The following is an 18,828-nucleotide window of genomic DNA, read 5'->3' as shown; positions in this document are numbered from 1 at the left end:
GCGGACGTCCCCAACCGGCCTGCCCCGCAAGGGCCGTCACTGCGACCGATGCGGCAGAATGCCGACATGTCCCAGGCTTCCGACACCCGCCAGAGCATCATCGACGCCGTACTGCGGATCATCGGGCAGGACGGCATCGCGGCCGTGACCAACCGGCGGATCGCCAAAGAGGCCGGGGTCTCCCTCGGTTCCGTCACCTATCACTTCGCCACCCAGCACGAGTTGCTGCGCGAGAGCCTGCTGCACTTCGTCGCCGAGGAGACCCGCCACTTCACCTCGCTCGCCGACACGTGCTCCGACGAGCGCTTCGACATCGGACAGGCGGCGGAGGTGGTGGCGCAGGTCGCGGGGGGCAACGCCTTCGACAGCCGCCACATCGCGCCCTTCGAGCTGTACGTGCAGGCCGGCCGTGACGAACGGCTCCGCGCCGCCGCCGCCGAGTGCTTCGCCGCCTACGACCTGCTCGCCGCCCGGATCCTGACCCAGCTCGGCGTGCCGGACCCCGAGCGCCTGGCCGGTGCGGCCGTCGCCCTGGTCTTCGGCCAGCAACTGCGCCGGCTGGCCACCGGCGCCCCCGCCGAGGACCTCGTCGACACCCTGTTGATCCTCACGAAGCTCACCCCGGGGGAGCCCTCGTAGGCCCGGTCCACGACCGCCGGCCCGGTGCGCGCGGTCAGGCGCGGCAGCGGAGCACCTGCGGCGGGGAGGGACCGGCGGGGAGCGGGCGGGGCCGCCGTGGATCGTCCGCTCCGCCCGCTCTAACCTGGCACGATGACGTACGAGGGGGAGTTCCGGGTCGGTGACGTGCTGTCGGTCGCCTGCCCCTTCACGCCGACCACGGTCGAACGCGGCGTGACGTGGAACCACGTGTCCGTGGTCTGGCCGTGGTGGCGCATCGACACCGCCAGCGACTTCATCCACTGGAACGGAATCGTCGCGCTGGGCGTGGACCGGGACGAGCACGCCCCGCAGGAGGACCAGATGGAGCTGTTCCGCACCGAACCATCCCCCGAGCACCTGAAAGCGGGAGACACCTGCCGGGTCGGCATCCCGCCGACCGTCGTCCACGTGACCGAAGTCGACCGTCACGACCCTCCGCTCGAAACCGGCTGGCTGCCACGCCCCGAACTGACCGTGGCCGTGCTGCGCCGTGGTCGGTCGTACCGGGAGTTCCCCGACTACAGCCATCTCAACGGCTCGGGGTACACCCTTCACCCGGGAGACGGGACCCCGTTCTCCTTCGAACTGCTGATGCGGCCGTACGCGTTCCTGCGGCCGGGAGACGAAGTCGCCGACGCCGGGGGCCGGGCCTGGCGCTTCGACGGACCCTGGGACTGGGCCGCATTCGACGGCGCGGGGCCCGGCGCCGGCCCCGAGTGGCCGCTGGTCCTGCTGACCCGCTCCGGGGCGCCGTGCTCCACCGCGGACGCGGAGGAAGTGGCCGCAGACACGGAGACCGGTTCCCACCAGGAGACCGTCCGGCGCTGGATGTCCCTCACCCAGGCATCGCCCACTCCCTAGCGGATGCCGTACGCCGCCCCCGCCATGGAGGCCCGCGTCGACGTCGCGGGTGCGCCTTCCCTCGGGATTCGCCCCCGGCCGGCTCATCGGCGGCCTACGGTACTGACACGCGGTGCCGCAAAGCCGCCGACAACAGGGAGGCCCCAGTGCCATCGTCCTTCGACCCTCAGCACGCCCCGGCCGGCGACGTCGGTGCGGCGCTCCTGGTGATCGACTCGCGGCTCAAAGCGATCTACGACGGCAAGACCGGGACCGGCCCCGAGCAGCGGCAGCTGACGGACCAGTTCATCGCGTCGATGGAGCCCCGGGAAGCCCAGGACCTGCTCGACGGGGCGTGCACGCTCATCTACATGTTCATGACCTGGCTGCGGAAGGCGCACGAGGAGCACGACAAGGACGTCATCGAGTACGTGGTGCCCCACTTCGTGGCCACGATGCGGACGATGTCCCGGAGCATCCGGCCCGAGTCCATCCCCACCATGGCCGCCATGGTCATCGCGGCGGGCACCGGCCTGAGCCCCAGCCTGTGGCGCAGGCAGTACGGGAGGTGGACCGAGGAAGAGATGAACCCCCTGGAAGCCACCGCCCTCCTCCTCGCGGAGCACATCAACCGGATCACGGGCGACCGCGACTACGCCACACGCCTGATCACCAACGCCCTCTCCGGCACGGACCGGGACTGACGACACTCACCAGGGTCCGCTTTGTTGGCATTTCGGGACATTGCCGCGCAGCCGTGGCGGGCAAGGATCCCACCGACCCGTGGGTCCGTGGGGAACGTCCGCGGAACCAGTCGGCAAGCCAGGGAGAGCCCAGCATGCGCACCAGCCGCACGTCCGCCACCGTCGTCGCCGTCATCTCGGCGGTCCTTGTGAGCGCGGGTACCGCGCAGGCAGCCCCGGCGGGCGACGACTCCGCCCCGTCGGCCTGCCGGCCGGCCAACCACCTCGCGAAGATCACGCGGGACCGGGCCGGCTCCGGGCACCTCCACTTCCGCGTCACGCTGACCGCGCCGAAGGGGTACGCGGCGTGCAGCCTCGTCGGTTCCCCGGCCGACGTGGTGTTCGCGCGGCACGGCGCACCGCTCGGCATCACGGTCGGGCGTTACGGCGACCAGAGCACCGCGGTGACCTTCGGGCCGGGAAGCCCCGTCCACTTCGACATCCAGGTCCCCGACCAGGGCCGCTCCACCCCGGCGGACGAAGCGGCGTTCACGCTCAACGCCGCCGGCGGCCGGATCCCGGGCACCTCCGTCGCCGAAGGCACCTTCGCGGTGGCGGCCGGCACCGTCATCGGCCCGATCCGACCCGGAGCCTGAGCCCCGCAGCCCCACCGAGCCGCGCCCGGCCGGCCCAGGGCGGTTCACGGCACGTCACTCGGGGTGTGCCACGGCGTCCTTCTGCAGCTCCGCTGCCGCCAGCAGACTCAGCTTCGGTTCCGCCTGGCGCAGCGCCCTCACCGCGGTGGCCGAGTCGATGTCACCCGTGAAACCGACATCGGCCAGCCGGGAGCGGACCCAGCGGGCGCGCAGCTGGGTTTCGGTGGCGGCGGCGGTGGATTCGACGAGCGCGGCGGCCCGTTCCAGACCGGGGCGCTCGGCGGGCGAGGCCTCGGCCAGGGCGTGGCGCAGGGCCGCCGCGACCGTGTCCGAGTCGCGGATGAGGAGTACGAAGTTGTGCTTCGTGTTCAGTCCCAGAAACCCAGTCATGCCGACCATCGTTGCGGCCGGATTCCGCACGCGGCAAGGGACTTGAGGATTCGCAGAGGTTCGGCCGGGGCGACGTGCCGCCCCGCCCGCCATGGCTGCCCGGGATCAACCGTACGTGATCGGGAACAGCGCGGCGGTGCCCGTCATCGCCAGCAGGCGCAGGAACTGTCCCGGCGGCGCGTGCAGGCTGATGCGCAGGCCGTGTTCCAGTGCGGTGAGCCGGGCCTGGAGGAACGCGTTGAGGCCGGTGGAGTCGCAGAAGGTGAGCTCCGCGAGGTCGAGCACGATCTCGCCGGGAGCGTCGGGCTGGGTGATCACCGCGTGCAGGGCGCCGCGCAGTATGGGTGCCCGGTCCAGGTCCATCTCGCCGCCTACGCGCACGACGACGCGGTGCTCGTCGCCTTCCACCCGGACGTGCGGGACACCGTCTTCCTGATCACCCATGCCGCCCACTCTATGAGACGGCCGAGCGCCCCGGTGAGCAGCGCCCGTGCCCCCGTCGCCCAGGGCGTGATCAAGCCATCCGTTCCGTCACCTGATCGGCTCAGCAGGACCTAGAGTGTCCGCGTGACCGAGCAAAATCCCGAACTCATCGCCGGCCGGTACCAGCTGGTCGAACGCATCGGCCAGGGCGGTATGGGCCGGGTTTGGCGTGGCCTCGACCAGCAGCTCTTCGGACGCGAGGTCGCCGTCAAGGAGATCCTCTTCCCGCCGGGCATGGAGGAAGGCGACCGGGCCGCACTGCTCGCGCGGTTCACCGGCGAGGCCCGGGCGGCGGTCACTCTCAGCCATCCCGGGATCATCACCATCCATGACGTCGTGGACCACGACGGAGCCCCCGTCATCGTCATGGAACTGATCCGCGGGGAGTCCCTGGCCGCCGCCATCCGCAGCCGGGGCCGGCTGCCCGTGCGGCGCGTGGCCGAGATCGGCGCCGCCGTCCTCGACGCCCTGACCGAGGCGCACGCGGCGCGGATCATCCACCGCGACATCAAGCCGGACAACGTGCTCCTGACCAAGGACCGCGTCGTCCTCACCGACTTCGGCATCGCCCACCTCGCGGACGCCACGACCAAGCTGAGTCACAGCGGGATCGTCATCGGCACGCCGCAGTACATGCCGCCGGAACAGCTGGAGGGCAAGCGCCCGACCCCCGCCAACGACCTGTGGGCGCTCGGCGCCACCCTCTACCACGCCGTCGAGGGGCACCCGCCGTTCGCCGCCGAGGGGCTCCACGCCCTCGCCGTGGCCGTGTTCACCCGCCCGCACCGGCCGCCGGTCCACGCCGGACCGCTCGCGCCCGTGCTGGACGCGCTCCTCACCAAGGATCCGGCACAGCGAGTCGGTGCCGCGGAAGCGGCCGAGATGCTGGCGTCGGTGCTGCGGTCCTCCCCGCCCAGGACCGACGCACCCGCCGGCCGCGAGCCCGGGTCCGAGCCCGATCCGAGGGCAACCCCCGTACCGGAGGCGGCGCCGGAGCCGGCACCATCGCCGGAGCCGTCGTCGCGGACTCCCACGGTCCTGGACCACGGGTCCGCCGCCGACTCTCCGCGGCGCCCCGTGCCGGACCGGCCGGCCGGGCCGCCCGTGCCGGTACCCCCGGCCGAGGACCCGGTCACGCTCGGGGCGACGGCCAGGATGGAACACGCCGAGCCGGCGCCCGCCCGGCGGCGGGGCCGCCTCACCCGGCGCTCCGCGGTCCTGGGCACGGTACTGGCCACGCTCGCCACCGGCTCCGTCCTGACCTGGACCCTCACCCGTGACGACACACCCGGCGGCGGCGCGGCCGGCAACGGCTCGGCGCCCTCCGCCGTCACGGTGGTGATCGGGGTGGACGCACCCCTCAGCGGCGGGATGGCCCCGATGGGCGTCGGCATCAGGAACTCCGCCGACCTGGCCGCCAGGACCGCCAACGAAACGCGGCACGTACCGGGCGTGACCTTCGAGATCAAGGCTCTGGACGACGCCGCCGACCCCGCCAAGGGCGCACCGCACGCGGCCGAATTCGTGGCCGACGAGAAGGTGCTCGGGGTCGTCGGGCCCCTCAACTCCGGTGTCGCCCGGACCCTGGTACCACCGCTCGCGCGGGCGGGCGTGGTCAACGTGTCACCGGGCAACACCGACCCCGTACTGACGCTGGGCCCCGACCGGGCCGCCGGCACCAAGTCCCGTCCCCACTCCACCTACTTCCGCACCATCGGCACGGACGTCGACCAGGGGCCGTTCGCCGCCCGGTACCTGCACGGCGAGCGGAAGAAGACCAAGCTCTACCTGGTCGACGACGCCAGCGCCCACGGCACCACCCTCACCTCCGGGTTCGCGGCCGAATTCACGAAACTGGGCGGGACCGTCGTCGGTACCGAGCAGGTCGATCCCGCAGAGCGCGCCTTCGAGGGCCTCGCCACGAGGGTGCGGTCCTCGGGCGCCGACGCCGTCTACTTCGGCGGCTACCACGACACCGCGGCGCCGCTCTTCCAGCAGATCGAGCAAGCGGGGGTGAACGTCCCCCTGATGGGCGGCGACGGCATCTTCGACCAGCAGTACCTCACGGCGAACCCGAAGGCCGAGGGCGACCTCGCGACCAACATCGGCGCTCCCGCCGAGGAGTCGGCGACAGGGCAGGACTTCCTCGACCGGTACCGCGGGGCGGGGTACCCGGAGGCCGCCGGCTGGTACGGCCCGTACGCGTACGACGCGACCTGGACCCTCATCGAGGCGGTGAAGGCCGTGGTGACGGCCAACGGCGGCACCCTCCCCGGCGACGCCCGGGCGAAACTGCCGCAGGCCGTCGCGACGACGGCCTTCGACGGCGTCACGGGCCGGGTCGCCTTCGACGGGGCCGGCGACGCGGTCAACCGCCGACTGACGGTGTACACGGTGAAAGCCGGCAGCTGGGCCACCGCGTACAGCGGGCCCGCCACTCGCTAGGGCGGGTTCGCGCCAACGAACCTCGCAATTTCGGGCTCTCTTCCGTTGGACACATGGAGTTAACCGCGCGAACAAGTCCATCGGGCTAACGTGTTTCTTGACCAGCCCTTGACCGACACTTGGTGTGCACAAGAGGTGATGCGTGTGGGGGAGAGGTGCGCTGCCGTGTTCGCACACGCGCACGGATCCCGTCGCATCGCGGTCGAAGGCCAGTCGGGAACCGATCCGTTCGGGTAGGCGCCCGTCCGACGCGCTGTCACGGCGCGCCAGGAGGAATGACCACGTATGCAGCCCCTCATCGACAACGCCCCGGCCCCGTGAGCGGCGCCGTGAACCCCCTGATCAAGTTTCCGCACCTCAGACAGGACTTCGCCGCCTCCCTGGTGGTCTTCCTCGTCGCGCTGCCGCTGTGCGTCGGCGTGGCGGTCGCTTCCGGTGTCCCGGCGGAACTGGGCCTGGTCACCGGCATCGTGGGCGGCATCGTCGCCGGGCTGATGCGGGGCAGCAGCTTGCAGGTGTCCGGGCCGGCCGCGGGCCTGACCGTGCTCGTCTTCGAGGCCGTCCGCCAGTTCGGGCCGGCCGCCCTCGGAGTGATCGTGCTGGGTGCCGGTCTGCTCCAGCTCCTCATGGGCGTGCTCAAGTTGGGCCGCTGGTTCCGGGCCATCTCGGTCGCGGTGGTCGAGGGCATGCTGGCCGGCATCGGGCTCGTGATCATCGCCGGTCAGTCGTACGCGGCGGCGGGCCTGAAGGCACCGGCGTCCGGCATCGACAAGATCACGGGGCTGCCGGACGCGCTGGTCCGAGCGGCCGGCAGCCCCGTGGCCCTGACTTCGCTCGGGGTGGGCGCGGGCACCATCGCCGTGATGGTGCTGTGGAAGAGGATGCCGAAACGGGCCCGCGCGGTGCCGGGCGCGCTCGCAGCGGTGCTGCTGGCCACGCTGGCCTCACTGGCGTTCGAGCTGCCGCTGGCCACCGTGGGGGTGCAGGGGCTGCTCGACGCGGTCCAGCCGCCAGGGGCCGACGCCTTCGGACAGCTGGCGCAGCCGGCCATCTTCGTCACCATCCTCGCGTTCGCGTTGATCGCGTCCGCGGAAAGCCTGTTCAGCGCGGCTGCCGTGGACCGGCTGCACGACGGTCCACGCACCGACTACGACAAGGAACTCGTGGCGCAGGGCGCCGGCAACACCGTGTGCGGGCTGCTCGGCGCGCTGCCGATGACCGCCGTGATCGTGCGCAGCTCGGCCAACGTCCAGGCGGGCGCCAAGACCAAGGCCTCACGCGTGCTGCACGGAGTGTGGCTGCTGATGTTCGCGGCACTCCTGCCGTCCGTCCTGGAACTGATTCCGCTGCCCGCCCTCGCCGGCATCCTCGTACACGCGGGCTGGAAGCTGATCCCGTTCCGGCAGATCGTGCTGATGTGGGCCGCGTTCCGAGGTGAAGCGCTGATCCTCGTGGTCACGGCCGTGTCGATCGTCACGGTCAACATGTTCGAAGGCGTGCTCATCGGTCTGGCGCTGTCGGTCGCGAAAACCGCCTGGCAGGCCTCGCACGTCAACCTGGAGGTCGTCGACAAGGGAGCCGGCCCCGTCCAGGTGTACCTGTCGGGCAACGCGACCTTTCTCCGGTTGCCGAAGATCCTCGACAGTCTGGAGGCGCTGCCCCGGAACCGCTCCGTGGAACTGGACCTCTCCGGACTGCACCACGTCGACCACGCCTGTCGCACGGCGCTGCGGAACTGGGCCGAGCGGCACGGCACGGCCGACACGGAACCGGTGAGGGACAGGGCGCGGTAGGCACCCGCCGGTCTCCGACGCGAAGGGAGGAACAGGGAGGAAAGGTATGTTTCGCCGTCCGTTCGGACCGTGCGAGGTACTAGGCTCCGGCCGTGGGACAGCCCGAGCAGCGCGCCGACGGCGCAGGACCGTTCACGACCCGGCTCACCTGGCACCGCTCCGAAGGCGAAACGGTGGTGTGGGAATCGCGGCTCGCGCGTCGGCGCGGGGCGCTGTCGGTCCGTGGCCCCGGAGGCACGGTCGCGACGGTTCCGAGTACCGATGCGCGGGCGCTGGTCCGTCTCCGCCGGCTCAACGCCGTGGCCTCGGGCGCGTTCGTCATCGGAGGAGCACTCTTCGCTCTCGGCGCCGCCGTTTCACAGTTCGGCTCGGGCGACGCGGGCGAGAGCGCCGCCGTCTACTTCGTCGGGGGCCTGTTCTTCAACATCGGGGGCTACGTCTCGCTCCTGCAGGTGCTGAACGCGCCCCGCCACTCCCAAGGCGGCGGCCCGCTGGTCACGGGCGGCTGGAGGTGGTGGGGGTACGAGCCGATGCGCCTGGACTGGCTGAGTACGTTCGCGCTGTTCGCCGGGACGCTCGTGTTCGGCGTCAACCTGTTGGACTCGTTCCTGCAGGGGCTCACCGTTCAGCAGACCAACAGGCTGATCTGGGCTCCGGACGTGATCGGATGCGTACTGTTCCTGGTCTCGGGACATCTCGCGTTCGTCGAGATCTGCCATCGGTCCCGGCCCTGCATCCGCTCGCGCGGTCTCGGCTGGTGGGTGGTCGCGGTGAACCAGCTCGGGTCCGTGCTCTTCATGGTTTCGGCACTCGCCGCGTTCACCCGGCCCGATACCGGAAGCCTGGTCAACACCGCCGTCGCCAACTGGGGAACGCTGTCTGGCGCGCTGTGCTTCTCGATCGGCGGCGTACTCCAGGCCTTCGAACGGCCCTGACGGCCATCCAGGTGCACTTCGATTCGCTCGACGCCTGAGGGGTAGGAGCCGAGCGATCGTTCACAGCCACGGTGTGCCAGGAGAGTGAAGCACGATGACGGATGACGCCTACCTGTTCCTCGCGGAGACCACGGCCGGCTGGCAGGGAACGCCGCTGGCCCTCGCAGGCGACCTGGAGTGCCTGGACACCCCGGCCGTGCAGGCGTGGTTCACCGCCCAGGGCGTGAACTCCACGTCGCCGAGCGTCCGCGTGGTGCCCCCCGAGCAGAGCGGGCTGATTCCCGAGGACGCCGAACGGCTCCCGGTCCCCCTGAGCGCGGAGGAACTGGAAGCGGTCCGTCGCGCCACGGCCACGGATTCCGTAGCGAGCGCCGAAGAGGATCTGCTCGCCTTCCGTGACAGCGAGGAAAACCGGGACGCCCTGCTGCGCCGGGCCCTGGCCGCCGGTGTACCGGCGCACCGGATCGTCGAACTCTCCGGCGTCGACCCGGCCACCCTCTCCTCCGCGTCCCAGTCCTGAACCCCACACCCGGAACGCGAAGGCAGAGCGACCCGGCGGTTCATATCTGTGACCGCGCGATGAGAGTTTGACGTTCCGTGCGGAGAGGGTATTTGCCGCAATGAACGGAGCAGAACTCTTCATCGTACGCGGGCCGCTACGGCGTGCTACTGTCGATTTCAGTTGCAGTCGTGGTTCCCAAAAATCTAAAGCGCCTTCACCGGTATTTTCTGCCGCTGAACGCGCTTTTACATCTCGGGATATTTTCCGGGCGGGGCATCATTGCGGCGACCCGGTAGCCGCACATCGCGGACACCGGTGTACTGCCCCAAAGGAGATATGACATGGCTGTTGGCACCGTGAAGTGGTTCAACGCGGCTAAGGGTTTTGGTTTCATCGAGCAGGACGGTGGGGGCGCCGACGTGTTCGCCCACTTCTCGAACATCGCCTCCCAGGGCTTCCGTGAGCTCCAGGAAGGCCAGAAGGTCAGCTTCGACATCGCGCAGGGCCAGAAGGGTCCGACGGCCGAGAACATCGTCCTCGCCTGACGCTGACGCGCACCTCGCAGCTGGGGCCCGCATCCTTCGGGGTGCGGGCCCCAGCTGCGCGCATTTCCGTACGGCCGGCGCCCGGCGGCGGGTTCCGGCCGGTTCCCGGTTTACCGGAGCCGGCGCGTACTGCGGAACGGGTATTTCACAGGAAGCGGCGAATGGGCTGGACGGCGATTTCACCGGCCCGTTGCAGGGCGGACCGCTTTTTCCAGCGGCCCGCCCGGATCAGTTCGCTGGCCGCCACGTCCGCCTCGAAGTGCTCGTCCAAGGTGGCCGTGAATTCCCGGTCGAGGACGGCGAGCATGACCTCTTCGTCATGGTCGAGGGACCGGCGGTTGAAGTTGGTCGAGCCGATCAGAGCCGCAACGCGGTCGACCGTGATGACTTTGGCGTGCATCATCGTCGGCTGGTACTGGTAGATCTTCACACCGCAGGCCGTGAGGGCCTCGTAATGGTGCTGACCGGCCAGCTGGCAGACCCGTTTGTCGGTGTGCGGCCCGGGCAGCACGATCTCCACCTCGACGCCGCGCCGCGCGGTCGCGCACAGCAGGTCGATGAAATACACGTCCGGTGAGAAGTAGGCGGTGGCCAGCCGGAACCGCTCTTCGGCAGACTCCAGCATCACGCGTATCAGGGTCTGCATGTCCTGCCAGCCGAAGCTGGCCGAGCCGCGGACCACCTGCACGATGGCATCGCCCTGCGGACGGTGCTCCGTGAACCGGTCGCGCTCGTCGAAGAGTTCGTCATGGCACTCGGCCCAGTTCTGCGCGAACGCCGCAGCGATCCCGTCCACCGCGGGACCGTGGACCTGCACGTGGGTGTCGCGCCATTCGTTCTGGTTGCGGGCGTCGCCGCACCACTCCTGTGCGATCCCGACCCCTCCGGTGAAGGCGGTCTCCTCGTCGACCACCAGGACCTTGCGGTGGCAGCGGTGGTTCTGCTTGAGCGGTGAGAGGTACAGCGGCTTCCGGAACCATGCCACCTGTACTCCGGCCCGCTCCATCGCCCGAAGCTGCTCGGCCTCGATCAGCCGGCTTCCGAACCCGTCCAGCAGCAGCCGCACCCGAACCCCCGCCCGGGCCCGCTCCGCGAGGGCCTCGGCGAACTGGCGGGCGATGTCGCCCTTCCAGTACACGAACGTCATCATGTCCACGGTGTGCTCGGCACGGCGGATCCCCGCCAGCATCGCGGAGAAGATCTGGTCCCCGTTGCGCAAGGGGACCAGCCGGTTGCCCTCGGTCGCCGCGATGCCTATCAGTCTCTCCAGACGCCTGCGTATCCGGCTGACGTGGGCATCGACGGCCGTGTCCGACGCCGCGGCGGGCTCCGTCGTCAGGCGCGGCGGCTCGTGCGTACTGGTCATGACATCCCCCGGCCGGAACACGACGAATGATGAAGCCCGGTGCCCGGTCCGGCGCGGGTGAGCAGCCCGCAGACTATACCCCCCGGTGCCGCGGCCGCCTCGGCCCGGCCCTGGCGCAGGATGCGGCCGGCCCCCGGACCGGGACCGGCCGCACTCCCCGTCCGGCGCTCAGCTCCGCGAGCGCGCGGGACCGGTCACAGGCTCCGCGTGAGGCGGTCGGTGAGCAGCCGGGTGAAGCGCGCCGGGTCGGACAGGTCGCCCCCCTCGGCGAGCAGCGCGCTGCCGTACACGAGCTCGGCGATGTCCGCCAGGGCGGGATCGTCGGCGTTCGCCCCGTGTGCCGTGCGCAGGGCGGTGATCAGCGGGTGCGTGGGGTTGAGTTCCAGGATCCGCTTGACCGGAGGCATCTGCTGGCCCATCGCCCGGTACATCTTCTCCAGGGTCGGAGTCATGTCATGGGCGTCGCCGACGATGCAAGCGGCCGATGTCGTCAGCCGCGACGACAGGCGGACCTGCTTGACCTCGTCGGACAGGGTGGCGGTCAGCCAGGGCAGCAGGGCTGCGAACTCCTCGTCGCGCTTCGCCCCGGCCTCGGCGTCCTCGGCGCCGTCGGCCGGGCCGTCGAGGTCGACCTGGCCCTTGGCGATGGACTGCAGACGGTGGCCGTCGAAGGCGGAGACCTGGTCGGCCCACACCTCGTCGACGGGGTCGGTCAGGATCAGGACCTCGTACCCCTTGGCGGCGAAGGCCTCCATGTGCGGCGAGTTCTCCACCATGGTGCGGGACTCGCCGGTCAGGTAGTAGATCGCGTCCTGGCCGTCCTGCATGCGCTCGACGTACTCGCGCAGGGTGGTCGTCTTCTCCTTGTCGTGCGTGGACTCCGCCGACACCAGTTCCAGCAGTGCCTCGGTGTTGTCGGTGTCCTCCAGGAGGCCTTCCTTCAGGACCCGGCCGAACTGGGTCCACAGCTTCGCGTAGCGCTCGGAGTCGCCGGCCTGCACGCCCTTGAGCGCGCCGAGGACCTTCTTGACCAGACGCCGGCGCACGCTGCGGATCTGCCGGTCGTGCTGCAGGATCTCGCGGGAGATGTTCAGCGACAGGTCGTGGGCGTCCACCACACCCTTGACGAAGCGCAGGTAGTTCGGCATCAGCGCTTCGCAGTCGTCCATGATGAACACGCGCTTGACGTACAGCTGCACCCCGCGCTTGCTCTCGTGGGAGAACAGGTCGAACGGAGCCTGGGAAGGGACGAACAGCAGGGCTTCGTACTCGAAGTTGCCCTCGGCCCGCATGTGGATGGTCTCGGCCGGATCGTTCCAGTCGTGACTGATCTGCTTGTAGAACTCGCTGTACTCGGCCGCGCTCACCTCGCTGCGGGGGCGGGCCCAGATCGCCTTCATCGAGTTGAGCGTCTCGATGTCGTGCGTGGTGGCGTCATCGGTGCCGGTCCGCTCGATCGCCATCCGGATGGGCCACCGGATGAAGTCCGAGTACTGCTTGACGATCTGACGGATCTTCCACTCGGTCAGGTAGTCGGCCAGCCCGTCCTCGTCGTCGGCGGGCTTGAGGTGCAAGGTCACCGAGGTACCGACCGGCAGGCCGTCGACGGCCTGGATGTCGTAGGTGCCCTCTCCGTCCGACTCCCACTGGGTTCCCGCGGTGGTGCCGGCCCGACGGGTCCGCAGGGTGACCCTGTCCGCGACCATGAACGCGGAGTAGAAGCCCACTCCGAACTGCCCGATCAGGCTCTGCGCCGCGGCGGCGTCCTCGGCCTCCTTGATCTTCTGCAGCAGGCCGGCGGTACCGGACTTGGCGATCGTGCCGATCAGCTCCACGACGTCGTCCCGGCTCATGCCGATCCCGTTGTCGCGGACCGTCAGCGTGCGGGCGTCCCGGTCGGCCTCCAGCGTGATGTGCAGGTCGGAGGTGTCGGCCGCGAGGTCCGCGTCGGTCAGCGACTCCAGCCTCAGCTTGTCCAGGGCATCGGAGGCGTTCGAGATCAGCTCGCGCAGGAAGATGTCCTTGTTCGAGTAGATCGAGTGGATCACCAACCGGAGCAACTGACGGGTCTCGGCCTGAAATTCGAGCGTCTCGACACTGCTACCCACTTCTGGGGGCTCCCTTCTCACGGATGAAACGCATCATAAGCGGGTCCCCGCCCGGCCGCGCAGCGGCTCCAGCCCCACGGCAGCGGTCACGCTCCGGTGCCGCGGGCCGAGTTCAACCGTCGTGAAACCGGCCGCCCCGCTTCGCTCCCGCCGATCGGCGACGAAACTGGTGTTCCGCAACCGCTCCAGTCCCGCACCGTCCGAGGGGACCCCATGCTCCAGCTCCGCCGCCCGGCCCACTCCTTACGGGCGGAAGCCGCGTTCCGTACCCGTCTCGCCGCCGAGGGCGCGCTGCTCGTCGAACCGGCCTGGCTCGGCAACGGCATCCCGCACCGGGTCCGCTGCGCCGCGGGCCACCTGTGCATGCCGCGCCCGTCCAACGTCCAGCAGGGGCAGGGCCTGTGCCGGACCTGCGCCCGCAAGGACCCCGCCGCGGCCTCGGCGGCCTTCCTGGAACGGCTGACGGCCGATGGCGCCGTCCTCCTCGAACCCGCCTGGCTCGGCGTTCACGCCCCGCACCGCATCCGGTGCGCCGCAGGACACGTCAGCCACCGGCGGCCCTCCACGCTGCGCCGCAGCGGCTGGGTCTGCCGGCACTGCCCCCGGCAGCGCTGATCGCCGTCCGCGATCAGACCGGGTCCGTGTCGGTGAGCGGGGGAACCGCGCGCGGACGCAGGACCATGAACGGGCCTTCCAGGCTCGCCACCATGGCAAAGGGGAACCGGTCGACCTCGAGGCAGAGCGCGACGTCATCGGGATGGACTCCTTGACGCACCCCCTCCGCCAGTTCGGAGGCGGCGCGCGACGCGGCGGCGCGCCGGACGAACTCGGCGGGATCCGCTCCGGAGCCGGTGGCCCTCCGGGCGATGTACTGAGCACACGCCAGGTCTTCGTCGGCCTGCCCGTCCTCGCCGGTGACCACGAACGTGACACCGTCACTCGCGCGCGTCCGCAAGAGCCGAGCCGTTGCCTCCGCCACCACGAAGGCGGCGCACAGCACCAGCTGCGCCTCCTTGACCGCGAGGGCGCCGACCGTCCCGGCGGTGGTCTTCTGCACGACGGTCCGTCCGCCGAGGTCGATGGACCGCAGCATGCCCGGCGAGTTGACGGTGTCGAATCCGGGCGCGAGGGGGCCGTCTTTGATCGCCACCCAATCAGGGTGGCGAGTCTTCAGCGCCAGGGCTTCGTCCAGGGACTCGGCGAGGACGATCTTTTCCGCCCCCTGGGCGAAGGCCCAGGCGGCCACGGTGAAAGCCCGCATGACGTCTACCACCACCGCCACGGACGGGGCTTCGGACAGATCGGCCATACCAAGGAAACGGGTGTCCATCTTGCTCATGATCACGCATGCCCGACCAGAGGTTCCCGGAGAGTGATGCGCGTCACACCGCCCCTGTGCCGGGTAACGTGCCCGGATATGACGGACATGACAGCAGAGTCGCCGACGCAGACCGTCCAGCGGTTGTTCCCGCTGCTCGCCGAAGGGAAGAGCGCAGAGGCGGCGGCCTTGTTCGCCGACTCCGTGTCGTTCTCCGTCCCGCACCCGCCGGGCATCCCGTGGGTGCCCGAGGCCGACTCGGCGGAGGGCATGCGGACGTTCTTCGAGCTGTTGCGGACCCACGTCCACGCCAAGGAGTTCGAACTCCGCCAGGTCATCGCCGAGGGCGACGACGTGGTCCTCCTCGGGCACATGGTCTCCGAGGTCAAGAAGACGGGCCGGGACATCGCCACCGCGTTCGCCCTCCACACCACGGTCCGGGACGGGCGGATCACCCGGTACCACCTCTACGAGGACACCCATGCCGTCGCCAGGGCCTACTTCGACGACTGACCGTCCGGCGGACCGGCCCGGCTCCCACATGTGACCACACCGTCACCCACGGTATCTGTTGCCGAAAGCCGGTTCCGTCGCACCGATGAGTTCGCGGACACGCCGGGGTCCCTCTCTTGACGGACACGACCGACTCACCTGGAGCAAGCCATGGGCCTCATCCACATCGAGCTGTTCGCGACCCTCGACCTCGTCGGGCAGGCGCCCGGCGGTCCTGACGAGGACCCGGTGGGGTTCCCGTTCGGCGGCTGGCAGGCGCCCCTGCTGGACGAGGTCGCCGGGGCGCAGGTCAGCGCCGCGTACGAGGGCACGGACGCCCTGCTGCTCGGCCGGCGGACGTACGACATCTTCGCGGCCTTCTGGCCTCACCAGGAGGGCGGCGAGGACGACGAGATCGCCACGCTCTTCAACCGCGTCCCGAAGTACGTGGCCTCTCGTGGCAGGCCCGACCTCTCGTGGGCCGGGTCCACGCAGCTCGGCCAGGACCTCGCCGCCGCGGTGCGCGAGATCCGTGACCGGCACGAGAACGTGAAGGTCGTCGGGAGCCTGAACCTGGTGCAGACCCTCCTGCGCGAGAAGCTCTTCGACCGTCTCGACCTCTGGGTGCACCCGATCGTCCTCGGCGTCGGCAAGAAGGTGTTCGACGACGGCGCGGTGCCCGCCAACCTCACGCTCCTCGCACCCCCGGCAGCCGGCCCGAAGGGCGCCGTGTACCTGCGCTACGGGCTCGCCGACGGCACACCCGCAACGGGAGACATGAGCGCACCCGATCGCGGTACCGGGCGCGACGACTGAAGCCTGCCGGCGGCAGGGCCGGCGCTGCCGGAGGGCCGTCAGGGGTTCTTCGGGAGTGCTGCGACGGCCTCGTCGACGGTGCCCTTCCACAGCGTGGTGATCGGGTCGTACACCGCGATGCCGGTCACCGGGGCGCCGATCTCGGCCGCGGTGAAACGGCTGCCGGGGTGGCCCGGGTTGGCGGTGACGGTCAGGCTCGGTACGTAGCGGGCCGCGCCGCTCCGGTCATCGGTGCGCAGGGCGGCGTAGAGGCGGCCCTTCGCTCCGAGCCGGTGGGGGCCGCTCTGCACAGGAGGTACCGGCCGCGCCGAGCCGTCCAGACCGGCGAAGGTCACGGTGGGGAACCGGTCGATCGTGCAGGAGGTGTTGCCCTTGTTGGTGACGGTGACCAGGACGACACTGCTCGCGATCGGGGGCAGGGCGTGCGCTTCGTAGCCGAGCGCCGCCTTGGCGCAGGCGCCCGTGGTAACGGGGGCGGCGGTCTCGGCGTGGGCGCTCGCGGCCGTCGCGCCGGCCAGGAGCGAAGGGGCGAGGGCGAGGACGGCGGCGCGCGTGAGCGAAGTCATGCGTCCAGTCTGCCTGTTCGCGGCTGACCCCGCCCCGCGGGACGGCGGTGTTCGGCCAGGCGGTCGACTCGGCCGCTCCGCGAGCGTCGACGGCCGCCGGGTGAGGGACCGGGGGAGCGGGGCCCAGCGGTGTGCGCGGTCAGGGACGGGGTTTGCGGTGGCGTCCCGTTCCCGGGGCCAGGGGGTTTCGGCCGGTGACGGGGCCGGTCGTCCCGGGCTGGTCGGCGGGCGCGCTCTCGGGGTTCGGGCCGAGGGCCCGGCAGGCCGCCGCGTAGTCCTCCACCGTCGACAGCGCCTGCCAGGCGAAGCCGTCCCATTCGAGGATCAGGCGCGGGGCGTCGGGGTCGAGGTGGGCGGCGCGCTGCGGGCCGGCGCCGAGGGTGACGGCCTTCCTTTCGCCGGGCTTGCGCAGGCGGCCTTGGCGACGGGCGGCCCACCGGTCGAGGGGTTCGTCTTCCACGTCGTACCTCCCTTGAGCAGAGGCAGCACCCTACCGAAAGAGCCGCCCTCGCAGTCGGTTTCGCCATAGTGCCGACGCCGGACACTAAGTGACGCTATGTTGCACATCCGTGGTCACCCTCCGCGACGAAAGGCCCCTGCCATGCCCCGCGTCAACCTCGCCCAACTGGCCGCCGCCGTTGCCGTCGTCCAGGCCGCCGACGAAGTCCGTCGTGACCCGGCCGTCGTCAAGGCGGCCAAGCAGTTCAGGGAGGACAGCGTCCGGGCCTTCCGCTCCGGTGGTGCGCTGGCGCGCGAGGCCCAGTCCTCCTGGCGTCGCCACAGCCCGCTGAACAAGAGGACCGCAACCGATGAATGACTTCAGCGCGGAGGCGATGGGCTCCGTGGTCCGCGAGCACCGCCAGGCCCAGAGACCCGCGATGACCCAGGAAGAGCTGGCCGCGCGCGCCGACTACGGGAAGGGCGGCGCGGTCTCGATCTCCCGGATCGAACGCGGGCTCATCAGCCCGGGGGAACACCGGCTGGCCGCCATCGCCCTCGCGCTCCAGCTGACACCCGGGCAGCTCAAGCACGAGGCGCAGGAGCGGACCAGGTCCCTCGCCCGTCAGCGCGGCCGGCGGCCGGTGAAGTTGCGCGACCAGGTCGCGGAGACGAAACGACGTCACGCCGAGATCAACGAGAAGGCGGCCCAGCGGTCGAAGATCACCCAGGAACTCGGGGAAGCCTTCAACGACGTCCACGATGCCGCCCGCGACGAGTTCTTCCTGCGGTTCGTGGAGCTGGCCGAGAGCATCAGCGGGGCGCCCGAGCCGGCGAGGCCGAGTGAGGAGGAGATCGAGAGCACGGGTGAGATCCCCACCGCGCTCCGCGTCGAGGCCATGTCCATCGGGATCGCCAACGCGATCCGCGGTGCCGCCGCCGGCGGTGCGGCCGGGGCAGCGGCCGGCGGAGCCGCGGCCTACGGTGCTTTCACCGCCGCCGCGTTGTTCGGGACCGCCTCCACCGGCACGGCCATTTCGGCGCTGTCCGGGGTCGCCGCGACCAACGCGACCCTGGCCCTCCTGGGAGGCGGCACGCTCGCCGCGGGCGGAGCGGGCATGGCGGGCGGAATCCTCCTGCTGACCGGCATGGTCGCCGCCCCGGCGGCAGCGCTGGCGGCCGCCGGCTTCTACGTCTTGAGGAAGCGCCGGAACAAGAAGGAGGAGGAGCGCCTGCGCACCGAGGTCGACGCCGCGGAGTCGGCTCTGGATCAGTCGCAGCAGGGCTTCGACGCCATGATCGACGTACTCCTCCGCGCCACGGACACCATGGAATACGTCACCGTCCACGGCACCCACGCCCTGGAGAAGTGGCGGCTGAGCCTTCCGCCGGAACCCCGGGACTGGGCATCGCTCGGGTCCGAGGGGCAGGAACGGTACCAGGAGTTCCTCGCGGTGGCGGGCTGCCTCCTTGCCGTGAGCAGCATCAACGTCAGTGCTCTCCTCACGGCGAAGCCCGACGCCGTGCGCGAGGTGGACAAGGCCATCGACGAGACGCTGCGGTACGCGGACAAGACCATCAAGTCGCTCGTCTGAGTCGCGAAGCCGTTGTGCAACCCCGTGAGGGGGCGCCGACCGCATTCGAATCCTCGCGGGAACGTTTCCGCACGTCAAGCGGCATGTTCCGGGCACGGACCGGCTGCGATGTCGAACGCGACGGGAGCGGTCCCCGCACGGACGGGTGATCATTTGTCGGCCACCCGGACCCAATCCAACGGCCCCCACTCGTCACG

The 18,828-nt window shown here is 70.6% G+C and carries 21 protein-coding genes; 14 read left to right on the top strand and 7 right to left on the bottom strand.

Annotation, left to right across the window (positions count from 1 at the left end; translation table 11 throughout):
- Positions 1–66 precede the first annotated feature (66 nt).
- From AC07B0_RS11890 to AC07B0_RS11875, 4 genes are all read left to right on the top strand, one after another.
- Positions 67–639, top strand: a complete 573-nt coding sequence (locus AC07B0_RS11890) for a TetR/AcrR family transcriptional regulator (protein WP_356873630.1) — start codon at positions 67–69, stop codon at positions 637–639.
- 132 nt (positions 640–771) lie between these two features.
- Positions 772–1,521: a hypothetical protein gene (locus AC07B0_RS11885; RefSeq protein ID WP_478897797.1), complete on the top strand. Its 750-nt coding sequence runs from the start codon at positions 772–774 to the stop codon at positions 1,519–1,521.
- 146 nt (positions 1,522–1,667) lie between these two features.
- Positions 1,668–2,204, top strand: a complete 537-nt coding sequence (locus AC07B0_RS11880; RefSeq protein WP_356873634.1) for a hypothetical protein — start codon at positions 1,668–1,670, stop codon at positions 2,202–2,204.
- A gap of 134 nt (positions 2,205–2,338) precedes the next feature.
- The gene (locus AC07B0_RS11875; RefSeq protein WP_478897795.1) at positions 2,339–2,839 is read left to right on the top strand and encodes a DUF4232 domain-containing protein; all 501 of its coding nucleotides are present in this window, start codon (positions 2,339–2,341) and stop codon (positions 2,837–2,839) included.
- Between the two features lie 54 nt (positions 2,840–2,893).
- Here the strand turns inward: AC07B0_RS11875 and AC07B0_RS11870 are convergent, their stop codons facing one another.
- Both AC07B0_RS11870 and AC07B0_RS11865 read right to left on the bottom strand, forming a co-directional pair.
- A complete protein-coding gene (locus AC07B0_RS11870) occupies positions 2,894–3,229 on the bottom strand; it encodes a hypothetical protein (protein WP_356873638.1) in 336 nt (111 codons plus the stop codon).
- A gap of 105 nt (positions 3,230–3,334) precedes the next feature.
- Complete coding sequence (locus AC07B0_RS11865) at positions 3,335–3,673, bottom strand: STAS domain-containing protein (protein ID WP_356873640.1); 339 nt, start codon at positions 3,671–3,673, stop codon at positions 3,335–3,337.
- Positions 3,674–3,796: 123 nt separating this feature from the next.
- Between AC07B0_RS11865 and AC07B0_RS11860 the strand changes: the two genes are divergently transcribed.
- The 5 genes from AC07B0_RS11860 (at position 3,797) to AC07B0_RS11840 (ending at position 9,932) form a co-directional block, all read left to right on the top strand.
- The gene (locus tag AC07B0_RS11860; RefSeq protein WP_478897793.1) at positions 3,797–6,157 is read left to right on the top strand and encodes a bifunctional serine/threonine-protein kinase/ABC transporter substrate-binding protein; all 2,361 of its coding nucleotides are present in this window, start codon (positions 3,797–3,799) and stop codon (positions 6,155–6,157) included.
- Between the two features lie 275 nt (positions 6,158–6,432).
- A complete protein-coding gene (locus tag AC07B0_RS11855) occupies positions 6,433–7,950 on the top strand; it encodes a SulP family inorganic anion transporter (RefSeq protein WP_478897791.1) in 1,518 nt (505 codons plus the stop codon).
- 92 nt (positions 7,951–8,042) lie between these two features.
- Positions 8,043–8,885 (top strand): hypothetical protein, encoded by an 843-nt coding sequence (locus AC07B0_RS11850; protein WP_356873644.1) that lies wholly within the window; start codon positions 8,043–8,045, stop codon positions 8,883–8,885.
- Positions 8,886–8,979: 94 nt separating this feature from the next.
- On the top strand, positions 8,980–9,405 hold the full coding sequence (locus tag AC07B0_RS11845) for a DUF6003 family protein (RefSeq protein WP_356873646.1): 426 nt from the start codon (positions 8,980–8,982) through the stop codon (positions 9,403–9,405).
- A 323-nt stretch (positions 9,406–9,728) separates the two neighbouring features.
- A complete protein-coding gene (locus tag AC07B0_RS11840; RefSeq protein ID WP_356873648.1) occupies positions 9,729–9,932 on the top strand; it encodes a cold-shock protein in 204 nt (67 codons plus the stop codon).
- Positions 9,933–10,077: 145 nt separating this feature from the next.
- Here the strand turns inward: AC07B0_RS11840 and AC07B0_RS11835 are convergent, their stop codons facing one another.
- Both AC07B0_RS11835 and htpG read right to left on the bottom strand, forming a co-directional pair.
- The gene (locus AC07B0_RS11835; RefSeq protein ID WP_478865175.1) at positions 10,078–11,298 is read right to left on the bottom strand and encodes a phospholipase D-like domain-containing protein; all 1,221 of its coding nucleotides are present in this window, start codon (positions 11,296–11,298) and stop codon (positions 10,078–10,080) included.
- Positions 11,299–11,492: 194 nt separating this feature from the next.
- The gene (gene htpG, locus AC07B0_RS11830; protein ID WP_478897789.1) at positions 11,493–13,406 is read right to left on the bottom strand and encodes a molecular chaperone HtpG; all 1,914 of its coding nucleotides are present in this window, start codon (positions 13,404–13,406) and stop codon (positions 11,493–11,495) included.
- A 213-nt stretch (positions 13,407–13,619) separates the two neighbouring features.
- Here htpG and AC07B0_RS11825 point away from each other — a divergent pair, with 213 nt between their 5' ends.
- The gene (locus tag AC07B0_RS11825; protein ID WP_356873652.1) at positions 13,620–14,021 is read left to right on the top strand and encodes a hypothetical protein; all 402 of its coding nucleotides are present in this window, start codon (positions 13,620–13,622) and stop codon (positions 14,019–14,021) included.
- 13 nt (positions 14,022–14,034) lie between these two features.
- On the opposite strand, the gene AC07B0_RS11820 is transcribed toward AC07B0_RS11825, so the two are convergent.
- Positions 14,035–14,736, bottom strand: coding sequence for a 2-phosphosulfolactate phosphatase (locus AC07B0_RS11820; RefSeq protein WP_478897787.1), 702 nt, complete (start codon positions 14,734–14,736; stop codon positions 14,035–14,037).
- An 87-nt stretch (positions 14,737–14,823) separates the two neighbouring features.
- Here AC07B0_RS11820 and AC07B0_RS11815 point away from each other — a divergent pair, with 87 nt between their 5' ends.
- Positions 14,824–15,237, top strand: coding sequence for a nuclear transport factor 2 family protein (locus AC07B0_RS11815; protein WP_478897786.1), 414 nt, complete (start codon positions 14,824–14,826; stop codon positions 15,235–15,237).
- A gap of 150 nt (positions 15,238–15,387) precedes the next feature.
- The gene (locus tag AC07B0_RS11810; RefSeq protein WP_469378160.1) at positions 15,388–16,032 is read left to right on the top strand and encodes a dihydrofolate reductase family protein; all 645 of its coding nucleotides are present in this window, start codon (positions 15,388–15,390) and stop codon (positions 16,030–16,032) included.
- A 38-nt stretch (positions 16,033–16,070) separates the two neighbouring features.
- Here the strand turns inward: AC07B0_RS11810 and AC07B0_RS11805 are convergent, their stop codons facing one another.
- A complete protein-coding gene (locus AC07B0_RS11805) occupies positions 16,071–16,598 on the bottom strand; it encodes a DUF4232 domain-containing protein (RefSeq protein ID WP_469378162.1) in 528 nt (175 codons plus the stop codon).
- 139 nt (positions 16,599–16,737) lie between these two features.
- Positions 16,738–17,058, bottom strand: a complete 321-nt coding sequence (locus tag AC07B0_RS11800) for a DUF6087 family protein (RefSeq protein WP_356873662.1) — start codon at positions 17,056–17,058, stop codon at positions 16,738–16,740.
- Between the two features lie 141 nt (positions 17,059–17,199).
- Between AC07B0_RS11800 and AC07B0_RS11795 the strand changes: the two genes are divergently transcribed.
- On the top strand, positions 17,200–17,415 hold the full coding sequence (locus AC07B0_RS11795; RefSeq protein ID WP_469378164.1) for a hypothetical protein: 216 nt from the start codon (positions 17,200–17,202) through the stop codon (positions 17,413–17,415).
- A complete protein-coding gene (locus AC07B0_RS11790; protein ID WP_469378165.1) occupies positions 17,408–18,631 on the top strand; it encodes a helix-turn-helix domain-containing protein in 1,224 nt (407 codons plus the stop codon). Before AC07B0_RS11795 ends, AC07B0_RS11790 begins: the two co-directional genes overlap by 8 nt.
- The last annotated feature ends 197 nt before the right edge of the window (positions 18,632–18,828 follow it).

The sequence above is a fragment of the Streptomyces sp. NPDC044704 genome, from assembly GCF_056433525.1.
The sequence above is the reverse complement of the archived record's forward strand: the minus strand, read 5'-3'. Positions and strand labels throughout refer to the sequence as shown.